This is a genomic window from Roseateles sp. GW835-FHT13E02 (genome assembly GCF_058794035.1).
In genome coordinates this window covers 120,198-134,732 of record NZ_JBXAGJ010000002.1, presented here as the reverse complement: position 1 = coordinate 134,732, position 14,535 = coordinate 120,198, and the positions used below count along the sequence as shown (strand labels likewise).

Here is a 14,535-nt window from a genome sequence, read left to right as displayed (position 1 = left end):
TGTTCTCCTTGATGCGCGAGAGTTTATCTTTGTGGGTCGGGGCTTAACTCGTGCCGATCCGGGGATCGGCATGCCGGCCGGAGCCAGCGATCAGGTTCAAAGGGACTTTCTCAGCCGGCTTTCCCTTCAGAAAGCCAGCACCCCCAGCGAAGCGCGCATTCTAGCGTCGCGCCCGATTTGCGTTCTTTCCCGGGCTTGCTCTGGCTGCGGGCCGCGTGGACACTCGGGCCATGACGCTCCGTCCGGCACCCAGCGCCCCGCCCAGCCTGCCACCCAGCCCTGTGCCTGAACCAGTCGGGCCGGCCGGTTCGCATCCTGCCGATGCGCAGGCCGACCCGGCCTGGCTGCAGGCCCTCGACGAGCTGATCCTGGAGGAGCGGCAGGACGAGGCGCTGGACAGCCTGCACCAATGGCTGGCCCGGCCTGAGCTGACGCCCGATCTGGTGCTGCGCCTGCAAGCCCGCGAGCTGCGCCTGCAGCTGCTCAACGGCTGCAGCCCGGCCGCGGCCGAGCAGGCCTATGCCTTGCTGGAGAGTGCGCAGAGCCTGGGCTCGGCCCGGGTCAGTGCCGATGTGCTGTGCAGCATGGCCCTGGTGCAAAGCGCCACCCGCTTGACCGCCGCCGCCATGCAGGCGGTGGGCCAGGCCGATGCCTTGTACGAGAGCATCGGCGATACGCGCTCGCGCCAGCTGGCCCGTCTGCTGCTGGCCCGGGTGCTGATGGCGGCCGAGATGTTTGTCGAGCTGATCCGCCAGTTCGAACCCCTGCTCGAAGGCCCGGATGTCTGCGACGACCGGCCCGTTCAGGATGGCGACATGCCGCCGCGCCTGCGCTGCGCCTTGCTGCTCTCGGTCGGCGCGGCGTATGCGAACGCCAACACCGAGCTGAGCGGCTCGGCCGAGGGCATCGATTCACGCCAGGCCATCCCGATCTACCGCCGCGCCCTGGCCCTGGCCGAGCTGATCGGCAGCCCGCCGACGCGGGTGCGCTGCCGCTTCAGTTTGGCCAATCTGATGATCTGGACCGGCCAGCTGGACGAGGCCGCCCAGCTGCTGCGCGAGGTGGAACAGCTGGCGGCGCAGCAGCCGCTGTCCCTGCTCAACCGCGCCCATCTGCGCCAGAACCAGGCCTTGCTGGCCTGGAAATCGGGCCGGGCCCGCGAGGCCCTGCTCATGTTCCGCGAGGTGCGGGCCATGTGCGAGCAGGGCGGCTTGCTCTTCCTGCTCGGGCGCGCCCTGCTGCGCCTGGCCGAGTGCGCCGAGGACTGCGGCGATTTGGCCCAGGCCCTGGAGGCGCGCCAGGCCCAGGTGCAGCTGCTCGGCGCCAATCTGCGCGCCCAGCAGCAGAACTTCGGCCAGGGCATGTTGAGCCTGGTTCAGCATGCCCGCGTGGCGGCGCAAAACGAACTGCTGCAACGCCAGGGCAACAGCCTGGAGCAGGCCCTGGCCCAGCGCAACGGCGAGCTCAACGAGACCTTGAGCCGCCTGCGCGCCGAGATGTCGGTGCGGCGCGCGGCCGAGGCAGCCCTGACCGAAGCCCATGCCCAGCTGGAGCTCAAGGTGGCGCAGCGCACCCGCGAGCTGGAGCTGGCCATGCGCCGGCTGATGGAGCATGAAAAGCAGGCCGCGCTGAGCTATTTGGTGGCCGGCGTGGCCCATGAGCTGAACACGCCGCTGGGCAATGCCTTGCTGGCCACCAGCTCGGCCCAGGCCGGGCTGCAGGAATTCGGCCAGGCCTTCGAGGCCAACCGCTTGCGCCGGCAGGACGTGCAGGGCCTGCGCCAGAACCTGCAGGCCAATCTCGACATCGTCAGCCACGGCCTCGAGCGTGCCACCGTGCTGTTGCGCAATTTCAAGGCCCTGGCCTTGCAGGACAGCAGTGAGGAGGCCGAGTGGATGGATGCCGCCCAGGTCGCCCACAACACCTTGCAGGCCTTTACCGGCGCCTTGCGCGAGGCCGGCGTGACGGTCGATTTGAGCGGGCTGCAGCCGCTGCGCCTGCGTGGCCATGCGGCGGCGCTCAGCCAGGTGCTGGCCCAGCTGATCGAGAACGCGCTGCTGCATGCCTTCCAGGGCTGGAGCGGCGAGCGCCGCCTGAGCCTGCACGGCCGGGCCCTGCCCGAGGGCCTGGAGCTGCGCGTGGCCGACAGCGGCCATGGCATCGCCCGCGAGCACCAAGCCCATGTCTTCGACCCCTTCTTCAGCACCCGCATGGGTCAGGGCGGATCGGGCCTGGGCCTCTACCTCGCGCAGCGCCTGGTGGTGCAGCGTCTGGGCGGCGAACTGGCGCTGAACAGCGCGCCGGGCCGCGGGGCGGAGTTCATCATCCGCCTGCCCAGCTGAGCCCCATCAAGGCATGAAAAAGCCGCCTCGAGGGCGGCTTTTGTTTTGGTGATCGGTGAGCCCGGATCAATCGAACACGGGAGACTCGACGCCCAGAACTTTATGGAGCTTGGGGCTGGTGGTCGTGTACTGCAGGTGCACGCGCTTGTCGGGGTTGATGTAGGGCATGGCGCCGAAGGCGGCCAGAGCGCACTCATGGAAGCCCGAGAGGATCAGCTTCTTCTTGCCGGGATAGGTGTTCACATCGCCGACGGCGAAGATGCCCGGCACGCTGGTCTGGAACTTCTCGGTGTCGACGACGATCTGCTTGCGCTCCAGGGCCAGGCCCCACTCGGCGATCGGGCCCAGCTTCGGCGACAGGCCGAAGAACACCAGCACCTGGTCGCAGGGCACGACGCGGGTCACGCCGTCGCCGCCGGTGACCTTGATATTGGTCAGCTTGCCATCGGCTTCGACAATGTCGGTCACCTGGCCGACTTCGAACTGCATCTCGTAGGCCTCGCACAACTCGCGCATCTTGGCCACGCTGGCCGGGGCGGCGCGGAAACCGTCGCGGCGGTGCAGCAGGATCACGCTCTCGGCCTTGTGGGCGCCACCGTCGTCGTTGCCGGCGCAGAAGTTCAGGGCCCAGTCCAGGGCCGAGTCACCGCCACCGACGATCACCAGGTTCTTGCCGGCGAACTGCTCGGGGTTGCGCACACGGTAGTGCAGCTGGGTGCCTTCGTACTTGTCGATGCCCTCGACCTTCAGCGTGCGCGGCTGGAAGGAGCCCACGCCACCGGCGATGAAGATGGTCTTGGTCAGGAAGCTGGTGCCCTTGCTGGTGGCGACGAAGAAGCGGCCATCGTCCTGCTTGAGCACGGTGGTCACTTCCTGGCCCAGATGGAAGGTCGCGCCGAAGGGCTCGATCTGCTTCATCAGGTTGTCGGTCAGCTCCTTGCCGGTGCAGATGGGCACGGCCGGGATGTCGTAGATCGGCTTGTCCGGGTAGAGCTCGATGCACTGGCCACCGGGGTAGGCCAGGGAGTCGATGATGTGGGCCTTGACCTCGAGCAGGCCCAGCTCGAAGACCTGGAACAGGCCCACCGGGCCAGCGCCGACGATGACGGCATCGGTCTCAATGGTGTCCGGGCCCGGGGCCAGGAGTTCGTCGGCGGGCGCGGTCGTCGTCTCTACGTTCACTTGGGATTCCATTTCTTGGCCGGGCCCCGTTCAGGCCCCGCGTCAGCAGTTTTACGAAGTCGTTCAGCGGATCAGCTCGGACAGCTTGTCCGTGCGGTCCTTCCAGTCATCGGCGTCGGGCAGGGCGCCCTTGCGCTTGGTGATGCTGGGCCACTTCTTGGCGAGGTCGGCATTGAGCTTGATCATGTGCTGCAGATTGCCCGGCACATCTTCTTCCGGCACGATGGCGTTGACCGGGCACTCGGGGATGCAGACGGCGCAGTCGATGCATTCATCGGGGTCAATGGCCAGGAAGTTCTGGCCTTCGCGGAAGCAGTCAACGGGGCACACGTCGACGCAGTCGGTGTACTTGCAGCGGATGCAGGATTCAAGGACGACGTGGGTCATGGTGGATCAGCTCGTGTAGTTGGGGCCAGAGTCGCTGCCGGGCTGCACCCGTTTCGGGCGTGGCGCCAAGCAGCGGCAAAAGGCGGATTTTAATCAATGAGGCTGCGAGTCAGGCCTTGATGGGGCGCAAGACCCGGCGTGTTGCTGGAATTTGTGGGCGAAGCGTGGCCTGAAACCCCCACGCCGCGCCGCGCAGCGGTCAGCGGCCGGGCGCCTGCGCCGACGGTGACCACGGTCGGCCGGCCGCGGTGCAGCAGCGAGGCCGCGGCCAGCTCGGCCACCGTGTGGTCGCTGCTCAGGGCATCGGCGCAGCCGGCGCGCGAGACCGCCAGCACCGGCGTGTCGGCCGGCCAGCCGGCCTCCAGCAGCTTGCGGCCCAGGGCGGCCAGCTGGCGGCCAGCCATGTAGAAGACCTCGGTGTCGGCGCTGCGGGCGGCCTGCAGTTCGCCATCGCGGGTCATGGCCGTGGTCAGGCTGACGCTGCGGCCGCTGCCGCGGCGGGTCAGCGGGCGCTGCACCTGGGCGGCGGCGGCAATGGCGGCGGTCACGCCAGGCACCACTTCGCTGGCGATGCCGGCTTCATGCAGTGCGATCAGCTCTTCTTCCAGGCGGCCGAAGACGCTGGCGTCGCCGCCCTTGAGGCGTACGACGCGGCGGCCGGTCAGGGCCTGCCTGACCAGGGCGGCGTTGATGGCGGTCTGCTTGGTCGAGTCGCAAAAGCCGCGCTTGCCCACATCGATCCATTCCGCGTGCGGCGCCAGATCGCGCAGGGCCGGGTCGGTCAGGGCGTCGAACAGCACCACCTCGGCGGCGGCCAGGGCGCGTGCGCCGCGCACGGTGATGAGGTCGGCGGCGCCGGGGCCAGCGCTGACGAAGAGGACGGTTTGTGGGCTCATGGGGCGATTCGTTTCAGGCCGTGACGCTGGGCTTCAGCGCACCAGCAGGGCACCGCTGGTGCGGTTGCTGCTGGGGTCGACGACGATCAGGCTGCCGCCGACGCGGTTGCTGGCATAGGCCTCCACCGGCAGGGCGGCCTGCACCTCGATCTGCACATGGCCGATCTCGTTGACATTCAGCTGCTCGGCCTCCAGCGGCTGCAGGCTGTGGATGTCCAGGCGGTGCTCGATGGCGCTGATGCGGCCCTGCACCCAGCGGTTGCCGTGGCGCAGCCAGTATTTGCGGCCCGGCACGGCCGGCTCGGTGTCCAGCCAGGCCAGGGTGGCTTTGAAGCTTTGCGTCGGCTGGGCCGAACCCGGGGTGACGATCCAGTCGCCGCGCGAGACGTCGAGCTGGCGGTCCAGCACCACGCCGGCCGATTCACCGGCCACGCTGTGGCTCACGGTCTCGCCGGCGCGGCGCACCTCGGCCACGATGGCCTTTTCACCGCTGGGCAGGATCTGGATCTCGTCGCCGGCCTGGATCTGGCCATGGGCGATGCGGCCCCAGAGGGTGCGCGGCTGGTGGCCCGTGCCTTCACCCGTTTCACCTGAGTCTCGGGCGACATATTGCACCGGGATCAAGACCTGACCCTCCACCTTCTCCTGCACGCCCGGCAGGCTTTCCAGCACCTGCAGCAGCGAGGGGCCTTGGTACCAGGTGGCCCATTCACCGGCCAGGGGCTGGGTGACGTTGTCGCCGCGCAGGGCCGAGACCGGCACGATGGCGGTGACGGCAATGCCGGCCTGCTCGGCAAAGGCGCGCAAGGCCTTTTCCACCGCAGCGAAGGCCGGGCCGGGCTGTTCCAGCGCGTCGAGCTTGTTGACGGCGAAGACGATGCTGGGCACGCGCAGCAGATGGGCCAGCAGGCTGTGGCGGCGGGTCTGCGGCAGCAGCTCGATGGCCTCGACCGAGGTGTCCAGCTTGGTGATGTCCACCAGCACCACGGCGGCATCGCTGCCGGCGGCGGCCGTCACCATATTGCGGGTGTACTGCTCATGGCCGGGCGCGTCGGCAATGATGAACTTGCGCGTCTTGGTGGCGAAATAGCGGTAGGCCACATCGATGGTGATGCCTTGCTCGCGCTCGGCCTCCAGTCCATCGGTCAGCAAGCTCAGGTCGATGGGCGCACCGGCGGCGCGCTTTTCCAGGGTGTCCAGCTGGTCGGCCAGGATGGCGCGGGAATCGAACAGCAGGCGGCCGATCAGGGTGCTCTTGCCATCGTCGACGCTGCCGGCCGTGAGAAAGCGCAGGGCGCGGTGATGGGTGTCCACGTCAGCGTCGTGGATCAGGTGTTCAGCAACGGCGTTCATGATCAGAAATACCCTTCCTTCTTGCGGCGCTCCATCGAGGCCTCGGACGTGCGGTCGTCCATGCGGGTGGCGCCGCGCTCGCTGACGGTCACGGTCAGCGTTTCGGCCACGATGTCGGCGGCCGTGGCGGCCGTGCTTTCCACCGGGCAGGTGCAGGTCATGTCGCCCACGGTGCGGAAGCGCACGGTGGCGGTTTCCACCGTCTCGCCGGCCTCGGGCGGGGTGACCTCGGTCACCGGCACCAGCAGGCCCTTGCGGCGGATCACTTCGCGCTCATGCTTGAAGTACAAGCTGGGCAGGGGGATGTTTTCGCGGGCGATGTAGAGCCAGACATCCAGCTCCGTCCAGTTGCTGATCGGGAAGGCGCGGAAATGCTCGCCCGGGCGGATGCGGGTGTTGAACAGATTCCAGAGCTCGGGGCGCTGCTCCTTGGGCTGCCATTGGCCGAAGCTGTCGCGGTGGCTGAAGATGCGCTCCTTGGCGCGGGCCTTTTCTTCATCACGGCGGGCGCCGCCGATCAGCACATCGAAGCGGTGCTCTTCGATCGCTTCCAGCAGGGTCACGGTCTGGTGGCCGTTGCGCGATTCCAGCGGGTGGGCCAGGCGCACGGTGCCCTTCTTGATCGACTCGTCCATGTGGGCGACGATCAGACGCTCGCCCATCTCGGCCACGCGTTTCTCGCGGAACTCGATCACTTCGGGGAAGTTGTGGCCGGTGTCCACATGGACCAGGGGGAAGGGCAGGCGGCCCTTGAACACATTGCCGGCCACGCGGGTCTTGAAGGCTTTTTCGGCCAGGCGCAGCACCACGCAGGAATCCTTGCCGCTGGAGAACAGCAGGCCCGGGCGCTCGAAAGCAGCGGCCACTTCGCGCAGGATGAAGATGGCTTCTTCTTCCAGGTGGTCCAGATGGCGCTGGTCCACGGTGGCGGCCAGCGCTTGCAGATTGAGGGGGGCGTTCATGCCGTGGCTCCTGACTTCAATTCTTCGTTCGAGCGGGCTTGGTGCAAGCCGCACTCCTTGGCGTTCTCGTCGTGGCTCCGGCCGGACGCTGTCGCATCCTTAACTTCGGCGTCGCCGAAGTTAGCCTCCGCCGAAACGTCGCTGCCAACTTCCGCGCCTTGCGCGGTAGCGGCTGTCGCCGGGGAATGCGTCTTGTGCAAGCCGCATTCCTTGGCATCGTCGTTTTCCCACCACCAGCGGCCGGCACGGAAGTCCTCGCCCACCGCAATGGCGCGGGTGCAGGGCGCGCAGCCGATGCTGGGCATGAACTGGTCGTGCAAGGCGTTGTACGGCACCTGGTGGGTGGCGATGTAATGCCAGACATCGGCCCAGCTCCAGTCGGCCAGCACATTGAGCTTGACCCGGCCTTGGCCGTCCAGCTCTTCGGCGGGCACCTCGGCGCGGTTCTGGCTTTGCTCGCGGCGCAGGCCGGTGATCCAGGCTGTGCGGCCGGCCAGCATGCGGCCCAGGGGCTCGAGCTTGCGCACGCCGCAGCAGGCCTTGCGCAGGGCCAGGCTTTCGTACATGGCGCGCTCGCCATGCGTCTTCACGAAATGGACCACTTGCTCGGCCACCGGGCGGAAGACCTGCACCGAGAGGCCGTAGCGCGCCTCGATCTGCGGCAGCAGGGCCAGGGTCTCGGCATGCAGAGCGTCGGTGTCCAGGGTGGCCATATCGATGGTGAGGCCGTGGCGTGCGATCAGGTCGGTGATGACCATGTCTTCGGCGCCCAGGCTGCTGCTTTGGATCAAACCGGCGCCGAAGCGCTCGGCGGCCGCGCGAAGCTGGGCGACGCTCGCGGCCACGCGATCTTCAAAGCCGGGCGTGGCGCGGGCATACAGGCCCACGGCCGAGGCACTGGCCGTGGCGCCGGGCAGGCTGCTCAGCGACGAGCTCAGCGATGAGACGTCGCCCTCGCTCATGCCGCGCCTCGCGCAAACACCGGTTGTGCGTGGTCCACATCGCCCTGGTAGTGGGCCGGGAAGAAGGCCAGGGCGCGTTCGGCCGCAGCCTGGCTTTCGCCGGCGCGCAGCTGCACGGCATCGAAGCCGCAGCGGGCCAGCAAGGGCAGCATGTCGACGATCACCTCGCCGGTGGCGCGGATCTCACCGGCAAAGCGGTAGCGGGCGCGCAGCAGGCGGGCCTGGCTGTAGGCGCGGCCATCCACCCATTTCGGGAACTTCAGGGCCACCAGGGCCAGGCGCGGCAGGTCATGCGCCAGGTCTTCGATGGCGTAGTCATTGGGCACTTCCACGCCGGTGGCCAGGCCCGCGGGCCAGTGGTCGCGCACGGCATGCCATTGCTCCAGGCTCAGCAGCAGGTGGGGCGCCGGGTCCGGGTGCGGCATGGGGCCGTCTTCGCCGAGCACGTGGTGCCATTGGGGATGGGTGCTGTCGATGAATTTCATGGTCGTCGTCGGCTGGGCGGTGGTCATTGGGCTTCGGTAGCGGCATTCGCGCCGGTCAGCGTGCGGACGGCGTTAGCCGGTGCCTTGAAAGGATCGAGGCCGATGCGGCGCACGGTGTCGATGAAGCGCTCGCTGTGGTCAGCGCGCTCACGGCGGTAGGTCTGGACGATGGACTCGATCACATCGGGCACCTCATCGGCCGCGAAGGAGGGGCCGATCACCTTGCCCGGGACCGAGGCGCCCGAGAGGGTGGAGCCGTCCGAGCCGCCCAGCGAGACCTGGTACCACTCCTTGCCGTCCTTGTCGACGCCGAGGATGCCGATGTGGCCGCTGTGGTGGTGGCCGCAGCTGTTGATGCAGCCGCTGATGTGCAGGTCGATGTCACCGATGTCGTAGAGCTCGTCCAGGTCATCGAAGCGCTCGGTGATGGCCGCGGCCACCGGGATGGAGCGGGCATTGGCCAGGGCGCAGAAGTCACCGCCGGGGCAGGCGATCATGTCGGTCAGCAGGCCGATGTTCGGGGTGGCGAAGCCCAGCGCGCGGCTGGCTTCAAACAGGGCCGGCAGCTCGGCCTCACGCACCCAGGTCAGCACCAGGTTCTGGTCATGGCTGACGCGCAGCTCGCCCAGGCCGAAGCGGTCGGCCAGATCGGCCGCACCGTCCATCTGGGCATCGGTGGCGTCACCCGGGGCGAGGCCGGCGCGCTTGAGCGAGAGGGTGACGGCGCGGTAGCCCGGCACGCGGTGGCCGTGGACGTTGCGCTCCAGCCAGCGCTTGTAGGCGCCGTCCGCCACGCCGGCGAAGATGTCGCTGCGCTCGCCCGGCTGCACGCCGACCGGCGTGACGAAGCTTGCGGTCACACGGTCCAGCTCGGCTTGCGGGATCAGGTGCTCGCGGCCGCCTTCGTCCAGCTCCAGGATCTGCTTGAACTCGGCGTTCACGTCGTCGAAGAAGGCCTGGCCTTCGGCCTTAACCAGAATCTTGATCCGGGCCTTGTACATATTGTCGCGGCGGCCATAACGGTTGTAGACCCGCACGATGGCTTCCAGATAGACCAGGATCTGCTGCCAGGGCAGGAACTCGTTGATCACCTGGCCGATGATGGGCGTGCGGCCCATGCCGCCGCCGACCAGCACTTGGAAACCGACCTCGCCGGCCTCGTTCTTCTTCAGCTGCAGGCCGATGTCATGCCAGGCGATGGCGGCGCGGTCTTCGGCCGCGCCCGAGATGGCGATCTTGAACTTGCGCGGCAGGAAGGCGAATTCGGGGTGCAGGGTGCTCCACTGGCGCAGCACTTCGGCATAGGGGCGCGGGTCGACGATCTCGTCGGGCGCGATGCCGGCGAAGCAGTCGCTGGTGATGTTGCGGATGCAGTTGCCGCTGGTCTGGATGCCGTGCATGTCGACATCGGCCAGGCGGTCCATCACATCGGCGGCCTGGGGCAGGGGGATCCAGTTGTACTGCAGGTTCTGGCGCGTGGTGAAGTGGCCATAGCCGCGATCGAAATCACGGGCGATGCCGGCCAGGGCGCGCAGCTGCGTGCTGGACAGCACGCCGTAAGGCACGGCCACGCGCAGCATGGGCGCATGGCGCTGCACATACCAGCCGTTTTGCAGGCGCAGGGGGCGGAATTCGTCGTCGCTCAGCGTGCCGGCCAGATTGCGCCCCAGCTGGTCGCGGAACTGCGCAGCGCGGGCGCGGACGAACTGGCGGTCGAAGTCGGTGTACTGGTACATGGCGGGCTTGTCGGAAGAGTTCGGTGGATCTGAGGATCTGAGGATCTGAGAAGGGGTTTCGGCCGGGCGGGGCTTTAGTGAATGACTTTCCAGCCGGCCAGCAGCAGGGAGCCGCACAGCAGGCCGCGCACCACACCATCGGGCAGGCGTCGCGTCAGCTGGGCACCCAACCAGATGCCGGGCATGGAGCCGATCAGCAAGGGCAGCAGCAAAGTCCAGTTGACATGGCCCAGCGTGGCATGGCCGATGCCGGCCACCAGGGTCAGGGGTACGGCGTGGGCGATGTCGCTGCCGACGATGTAGCGCGCCTCCAGGCGCGGGTAGAGCAGGAGGATCAGGGTGGCGCCGATCGCGCCCGCACCGATCGAGGACAAGGACACCAGCACGCCCAGCAGCACGCCGGCCGCGACCGTTAGCGCCGGCTTGCGCGACTCGGGGATGTGGCGTTCCAGGCGCAGGCCCACGGCTTGCCAGGATTTCTTGAAGGCCACCACCAGGGCGGTCAGGAAGAGGGCAATGCCCAGGGAAAAAGTCAGTGTGCTGGCCCAGCCCTTGGTGATGTCGGTGGCGTGCATCAGGGCCACGGTGGCGATGGAGGCCGGGATGCTGCCAGCCAGCAGCAGGGCGGTCAGGCCCCATTTCACATGACCGTGGCGGGCGTGGGCGACCGAACCGGACATCTTGGTCAGTGCGGCGAACCACAGATCGGTGCCGATGGCCACGGCCGGGCTGAGCCGGAACACCGACAGCAACAGCGGCGTCATCAGCGAACCGCCGCCCACGCCGGTCACACCGACGATGGCGCCGACGCCAAATCCACTTGCAATTGCCATCCAGTCCACATCTGCTCCCAGTTGCTGAGGCGCAGGTCTGCGTCTCAGGGGGCGGACTTTATGCAGTCTTCATATATATACAAACCATTTATTTGTAGATTGCTTATCCGAATTTGCATATATGAGGTTTGAGATGCTGACCTATCCGGTCATTCGGTGCGGCGCCAGCGGCTTTCACACGGGGCTGACAGAATGCGCGGCGCCGGGCCGCAGGCCCATCGCTCCCATGTTTCCCCAACCGCCTTTTTAGAAAGTGCCGCCATGACCGCATCCACCCCCGTCCTGCACCAAGCCAGCGTGCCCGTCTTCAAGCAGATGCTGGGCGGCCTGGCCGATGTCCTGAGCAAGGCCGAGGCCCATGCCGCAGCGCGCAATATCGACCCGCAGGTGTTCCTGCAGGCGCGCCTGTTCCCGGACATGTTCGCGCTGCTGCGCCAGGTGCAGATCGCCTGCGATTTCGCCAAGGGCGTGAGCGCCCGCCTGGCTGGCGCCGAGGTGCCCAGCGTGGCGGACGAGGAAAAGAGTTTTGCCGAGCTGCAGGCGCGCATCCAAGCCACCCTGGCCTTCATCGATGGCCTGCCTGCCGAGGCCTTTGCCGAGGCCGCCAGCCGCGAGGTGGTGTTGCGCCCGGGCACGCCGAAAGAGCGCCGCTTCGCCGGCCAGGCCTATCTCCTGAGCTATGGTCTGCCGCAGTTTTTCTTCCACGTGACCACGGCCTACGCCATCCTGCGTCACAACGGCGTGGAGCTGGGCAAGAAGGACTATATGGGCGCCTTCTGAGGCAGCGTCTGAGGCGTTTTTGAGGCGCAGCTGGCTGCGCCGACCCCGGGCCTGAGCCCGCTTCATGTCACACTGCTGCACGGTTTTTCGAGTTCGCTGGAAACACCCCATCGTCCATCTGTGCCGCAGGCACGCCAACTGAGGAGCGACTCATGGCCAAAGGTCAGCAAAAGAGCAACAAGGAAGCGAAGAAGCCGAAGAAGGACAGCTCTCCGCCCAAGCCGATTTCATCCGGCGCGGTGATGCCCACGGTCACCACCGTGGTGCCCGATCGCAGCAAGAAGGCCAAGTAAGAAGGACAGGCAGGCCCCAAGCCCGGCGAAACATTCGTCGCTTCGGGCCTCACACACCGCAGGACCCAGCCACGTGTGCTCCATGCCCACGTGGCTTTTTTTTCATGCCGGAGCAGCAGCCTCGCGCGCATCTCGCCAGGCCAGGAAGGACTCGAAGTCCATCGGCCGGCCCAGCAGGAAGCCTTGCACCTGGTCACAACCGACGCGGCGCACCGCATCCAGCTCGCCCTCGCGCTCGATGCCTTCGGCGGTGACCGTCAAGCCCAGGCTGTGGCCCAGGCGGGCGATGGTTTCCAGCAGCTCGTAGCGCCGCGGTGAGAGGTCCACCTCGCGCACAAAGGATCGATCGATCTTGAGCTCATCCACCGGCAGGCGCTGCAGATAGGCCAGCGAAGAGTGGCCGGTGCCGAAGTCGTCGATCGACAGGCGCACGCCCAGGGTACGCAGGCCATGCAGCAGGGCCACCGGGTCGTCGCTGCTGTCCATCAGGCCGGTTTCGGTCAGCTCCAGGGTCAGGTGTTGCGGGTCGACGTCGTGCTGCTGCAGGCGCTCGCGCAGAAAGTCCAGCAGCTCGCCGTTCTGCAGATCCTGGGTGGAGATGTTGACGGCGATGTGCAGGCCGGCCATGCGTGGCTCGGCCAGCAAGCGCAAGGCCTCGCCCAGCATCCAGCGCGTCAGCTGGCTGACCCGGCCGGTGCGCTCGGCAAAGGGGATGAACTCGCCCGGCGGCACCCAGCCGCGGGTCGGGTGCTTCCAGCGCACCAGGGCTTCGGCGCCTTCCAGCTCGCCGCTGCCCAGGCGCAGCTTGGGCTGCAGATAGGCATGCAGCTGCTCGCCCTGCAGGGCCGCTTGCAGGTCCGACGCCAGGGTCAGGTCTTGCTGGCGAGCTTGCTCGGTGCCGCTGCTGTAGAAACGCAGCGCCGCCTTGGAACGCTTGGATTCGAACAAGGCCTGCTCGGCCTGGCGCAGCAGGGACTCGGCCTCATGACCATGCTCGGGGCAGAGCGCGGCGCCGCAGGAGATGGACAGGTCCAGGCGTTGGCCCTGCCAGTCCAGCGGCTGCTCGATGGCGCGGCGCAGGCTTTCGGCCTGCAGCTGGGCGTCGGCGGCGTCGCGCACCTGCAGCAGGGCGGCGAAGGTGCCGCCGGCCAGGCGGGCCAGCGGGGCTTGCGCCCCCAGGGCTTCGGCCAGATGGCTGCTGGCGCGGCGGATCACGGCATCGCCGGCATCGAAGCCGAGCAGGGCGTTGATGGTCTTGAGCCGGTCCAGATCCAGGCAGAGCAGGCAGGAGGCCAGGCCGCCCTGGTTGCGCCGCTGTTGCAGCAGCTCGTTGGCCTCGACCAGAAAGCGCGCGCGCTGGGCCAGGCCGGTCATGGCATCGGTGTTGGCCAGGCGGCGCAGGCGCAGCTCGCGCTCGCCCACGGCGGCCGCCAGGGTGTTCAGGGCCTGGCCGACGCGGGTCACCTCGTCCTGGCCCTGCAGCTCGGCGCGCGCGCTGTAGTCGCCGGCGGCCAGGCGCTGGGCCGCCTGTTCGGCATGGCCCAAGGGCACGGTGATGGAGCGGCGCACCACGCCGTCCAGCGCACCGCTGAAGACCACCACCAGCACGCCCAGGATCAGCATCCACTGGCGGTCCTTGCGGATCTCGTCCTGCAGCTCGTGGGCATGGTCGGCCGTATCTTTCTGCTGGAGTTCGAGCAGACGGTCGGCAGCGCGAGCCAGCTGGTCCAGGGCCTGCTCGGTCTCACGCGCCATCATCGCGCGTGCGGCGTTCAGGTCATCGGCCTCGATCAGGTCGATGTTGCGGCCATAGGCCGCACGGTACTGATCGAGGGCCTGGCTCAATTCTGCAAAAGCCCGACGGCTGGCCGCACCGCGCAATTGCTGACCAAGGCGACTGAGATCCTGGTCGATCTGCCGGTTGGCCGCGTCGGCCTCGCGGTAGGCCGCAATGCGCTGTTCGCGCGGCGCGCTGATCAGCACCAGCAGCTTGCGCGAGGTTTTGTGCGCCTGCGCGCTGATGTCCTCCGACAAATGCAGCAGGGTCAGGCGCTGGCTGGCCAGCTCGTTCAGGGCCACCGAGAGCTGGTTCATGCGTTCCAGCTGGCTCAGCCCAGCCAGGGTCAGCAGCAAGAGCACCAGCACGGAACGCAGGGCCAGGCGGGTACCGATGCGCAGGCGCGCCAGGGCTTGCAGGGGCGAAAGAAACATGGATGCAGGAAATCGAAGGGCTGGGGAATGGGACATCAAAGCCTGGCGCGCGGCAGCGCCGGGGAACAGCTCCCGGCGCCGCGTTTGTGCTGCGCCGCCTCAACACTTCATGG

Annotated in this window: 12 protein-coding genes and 1 pseudogene; 3 read left to right on the top strand and 10 right to left on the bottom strand. The window is 67.7% G+C overall.

Annotation, left to right across the window (positions count from 1 at the left end):
* The first annotated feature begins 230 nt into the window (after nt 1-230).
* Nucleotides 231-2,342: a sensor histidine kinase gene (locus AC1Q6P_RS02360; RefSeq protein WP_492662867.1), complete on the top strand. Its 2,112-nt coding sequence runs from the start codon at nt 231-233 to the stop codon at nt 2,340-2,342.
* Between the two features lie 66 nt (nt 2,343-2,408).
* Here the strand turns inward: AC1Q6P_RS02360 and AC1Q6P_RS02355 are convergent, their stop codons facing one another.
* The 9 genes and pseudogenes from AC1Q6P_RS02355 to AC1Q6P_RS02315 all read right to left on the bottom strand — a co-directional run bounded on the left by AC1Q6P_RS02355 (nt 2,409) and on the right by AC1Q6P_RS02315 (nt 11,138).
* Nucleotides 2,409-3,536 carry an NAD(P)/FAD-dependent oxidoreductase gene (locus tag AC1Q6P_RS02355; protein WP_171825706.1) on the bottom strand — a complete coding sequence of 376 codons (1,128 nt, stop codon included), beginning with the start codon at nt 3,534-3,536 and terminating at the stop codon, nt 2,409-2,411.
* A 51-nt stretch (nt 3,537-3,587) separates the two neighbouring features.
* Complete coding sequence (gene fdxA, locus AC1Q6P_RS02350) at nt 3,588-3,911, bottom strand: ferredoxin FdxA (RefSeq protein ID WP_271008677.1); 324 nt, start codon at nt 3,909-3,911, stop codon at nt 3,588-3,590.
* A gap of 89 nt (nt 3,912-4,000) precedes the next feature.
* Entirely contained in the window at nt 4,001-4,807 is an 807-nt protein-coding gene (gene cobA / locus AC1Q6P_RS02345) for a uroporphyrinogen-III C-methyltransferase (RefSeq protein ID WP_492662866.1), read from the bottom strand.
* A 33-nt stretch (nt 4,808-4,840) separates the two neighbouring features.
* Nucleotides 4,841-6,160 carry a sulfate adenylyltransferase subunit 1 gene (locus AC1Q6P_RS02340; protein ID WP_492662865.1) on the bottom strand — a complete coding sequence of 440 codons (1,320 nt, stop codon included), beginning with the start codon at nt 6,158-6,160 and terminating at the stop codon, nt 4,841-4,843.
* Nucleotides 6,161-6,162: 2 nt separating this feature from the next.
* Nucleotides 6,163-7,122, bottom strand: coding sequence for a sulfate adenylyltransferase subunit CysD (cysD, locus tag AC1Q6P_RS02335; protein WP_492662864.1), 960 nt, complete (start codon nt 7,120-7,122; stop codon nt 6,163-6,165).
* A 194-nt stretch (nt 7,123-7,316) separates the two neighbouring features.
* Nucleotides 7,317-8,084: pseudogene (locus AC1Q6P_RS02330) on the bottom strand (phosphoadenylyl-sulfate reductase); the annotation flags it as partial.
* Complete coding sequence (locus AC1Q6P_RS02325) at nt 8,081-8,569, bottom strand: DUF934 domain-containing protein (RefSeq protein WP_492662863.1); 489 nt, start codon at nt 8,567-8,569, stop codon at nt 8,081-8,083. The pseudogene AC1Q6P_RS02330 and the gene AC1Q6P_RS02325, both read right to left, overlap by 4 nt.
* 23 nt (nt 8,570-8,592) lie before the next feature.
* A complete protein-coding gene (locus tag AC1Q6P_RS02320) occupies nt 8,593-10,305 on the bottom strand; it encodes a nitrite/sulfite reductase (RefSeq protein WP_492662862.1) in 1,713 nt (570 codons plus the stop codon).
* Between the two features lie 74 nt (nt 10,306-10,379).
* Nucleotides 10,380-11,138, bottom strand: a complete 759-nt coding sequence (locus tag AC1Q6P_RS02315; protein ID WP_492662861.1) for a sulfite exporter TauE/SafE family protein — start codon at nt 11,136-11,138, stop codon at nt 10,380-10,382.
* 261 nt (nt 11,139-11,399) lie between these two features.
* On the opposite strand from AC1Q6P_RS02315, the gene AC1Q6P_RS02310 reads away from it, so the two are divergent.
* Both AC1Q6P_RS02310 and AC1Q6P_RS02305 read left to right on the top strand, forming a co-directional pair.
* The gene (locus AC1Q6P_RS02310; protein ID WP_492662860.1) at nt 11,400-11,918 is read left to right on the top strand and encodes a DUF1993 domain-containing protein; all 519 of its coding nucleotides are present in this window, start codon (nt 11,400-11,402) and stop codon (nt 11,916-11,918) included.
* Nucleotides 11,919-12,070: 152 nt separating this feature from the next.
* Nucleotides 12,071-12,211 carry a hypothetical protein gene (locus AC1Q6P_RS02305; protein ID WP_171825715.1) on the top strand — a complete coding sequence of 47 codons (141 nt, stop codon included), beginning with the start codon at nt 12,071-12,073 and terminating at the stop codon, nt 12,209-12,211.
* A 102-nt stretch (nt 12,212-12,313) separates the two neighbouring features.
* Here the strand turns inward: AC1Q6P_RS02305 and AC1Q6P_RS02300 are convergent, their stop codons facing one another.
* Nucleotides 12,314-14,422, bottom strand: a complete 2,109-nt coding sequence (locus tag AC1Q6P_RS02300; RefSeq protein WP_492662859.1) for a putative bifunctional diguanylate cyclase/phosphodiesterase — start codon at nt 14,420-14,422, stop codon at nt 12,314-12,316.
* Nucleotides 14,423-14,535 lie beyond the last annotated feature (113 nt).

Bases quoted from the DNA above. Each gene is read 5' to 3' on its own strand.
- AC1Q6P_RS02355 (WP_171825706.1), bottom strand. From the start codon at position 3,536: ATGGAATCCCAAGTGAACGTAGAGACGACGACCGCGCCCGCCGACGAA.
- AC1Q6P_RS02360 (WP_492662867.1), top strand. From the start codon at position 231: ATGACGCTCCGTCCGGCACCCAGCGCCCCGCCCAGCCTGCCACCCAGC.
- AC1Q6P_RS02325 (WP_492662863.1), bottom strand. From the start codon at position 8,569: ATGAAATTCATCGACAGCACCCATCCCCAATGGCACCACGTGCTCGGC.
- fdxA (WP_271008677.1), bottom strand. From the start codon at position 3,911: ATGACCCACGTCGTCCTTGAATCCTGCATCCGCTGCAAGTACACCGAC.
- cobA (WP_492662866.1), bottom strand. From the start codon at position 4,807: ATGAGCCCACAAACCGTCCTCTTCGTCAGCGCTGGCCCCGGCGCCGCC.
- AC1Q6P_RS02340 (WP_492662865.1), bottom strand. From the start codon at position 6,160: ATGAACGCCGTTGCTGAACACCTGATCCACGACGCTGACGTGGACACC.
- AC1Q6P_RS02315 (WP_492662861.1), bottom strand. From the start codon at position 11,138: ATGGCAATTGCAAGTGGATTTGGCGTCGGCGCCATCGTCGGTGTGACC.
- AC1Q6P_RS02310 (WP_492662860.1), top strand. From the start codon at position 11,400: ATGACCGCATCCACCCCCGTCCTGCACCAAGCCAGCGTGCCCGTCTTC.
- AC1Q6P_RS02305 (WP_171825715.1), top strand. From the start codon at position 12,071: ATGGCCAAAGGTCAGCAAAAGAGCAACAAGGAAGCGAAGAAGCCGAAG.
- AC1Q6P_RS02300 (WP_492662859.1), bottom strand. From the start codon at position 14,422: ATGTTTCTTTCGCCCCTGCAAGCCCTGGCGCGCCTGCGCATCGGTACC.
- cysD (WP_492662864.1), bottom strand. From the start codon at position 7,122: ATGAACGCCCCCCTCAATCTGCAAGCGCTGGCCGCCACCGTGGACCAG.
- AC1Q6P_RS02320 (WP_492662862.1), bottom strand. From the start codon at position 10,305: ATGTACCAGTACACCGACTTCGACCGCCAGTTCGTCCGCGCCCGCGCT.